General features: G+C 33.4%; 1 protein-coding gene. It reads left to right on the top strand.

Annotated features, from left to right (window positions below):
• Positions 1–225 precede the first annotated feature (225 nt).
• A complete protein-coding gene (locus tag AB1349_14585) occupies positions 226–1,014 on the top strand; it encodes a hypothetical protein (GenBank protein MEW6558553.1) in 789 nt (262 codons plus the stop codon).
• The last annotated feature ends 93 nt before the right edge of the window (positions 1,015–1,107 follow it).

Genomic DNA, 1,107 nt, shown 5'->3' with positions numbered 1-1,107 from the left:
GAATTTATCGTTCTCGCAAAGGAAAAAGAAAATAAGAATAGAAAATGTCAAAGAGCAAAAACTTTGGCTTCCCTTATCAGGAACCAGTTATATTGAAGTCTTGATTCTTCACCAGTAACTATTATATCTACCGCTGATGGTGCGGTAATTGCTACAGGTTATTCCCATAAAACACATAATAATTTATCATCAGAAAATGCAAAAGTTACCGCTGTTAGAAAACCTTTGGGAGGAGGTATAGACACTCTTGCAACAACTGTTGATTCTTATGATTACTGGTCAATAAACGGTTCTGATTTTATTCCTCCATTTGTACAAGGAGAAACGCTTTTCGTTTATATTAAAAAAGACACTCTTGGAAACTCATATAAATCTAAAACATGGATATTTGCAAATAATCCTTCTTCGATTTATTCTTTAGAAGTTTGTTTAGATGATCCAATTAAATCAGTGAAAGCATTCACCCCAAATATTTTTGCAATAAAAGATACAAGCAACGTAGGAGTGCTCTTGTCTGGTTCTTGTTTTTTGAAAAAGAATCAAACACAGAAATGTGATGCTGTCGTAGACACTTCTACTTGGTCTTGGTACCAAATTTATGATTTTTATGCAAACCTCGAAAAACAAGATTCAATTTTTTCTCAAGGAGATTCTTTCAACATTCGTCTTGAAAAAACAAGAAATGATACGATATGGTTTACTGAAGTAAAAAGTGCTATTGACACAATATTTTGGGATGCAATGAAAGTTTGGAAAGGAAATGTTCCTATTGCAGATACTTTAAAATTTGATAAATTTAGTGGCGATACTCTTTATTTCCCTCAAGCTTTCACCGTTTTCCGCGATGCCAGTGCTGAAAGCGTCGGCGTTGATACAAGCTATGTTGTTGGCACGATTGTAACACCAAAAGGCAAGCTCAAGAATAATGGGACTATAACACAAGTGCCTAGATTTTACTTTTTCATTCGTGATAGTTTAACTATAGTTTCTAATAAATTTCTTGACATAATTTAATATTTATGCTATACTATTGTCTGGAGGTGACAATAGTATGGCTGATATACCAAGTCGTTATGTTCGTAAATTGACAGTAAAAGAAAAACAGGA

The organism is Elusimicrobiota bacterium (assembly GCA_040757695.1).
GTDB lineage: Bacteria > Elusimicrobiota > UBA8919 > UBA8919 > UBA8919 > JBFLWK01.
The sequence above is the reverse complement of the archived record's forward strand: the minus strand, read 5'-3'. Positions and strand labels throughout refer to the sequence as shown.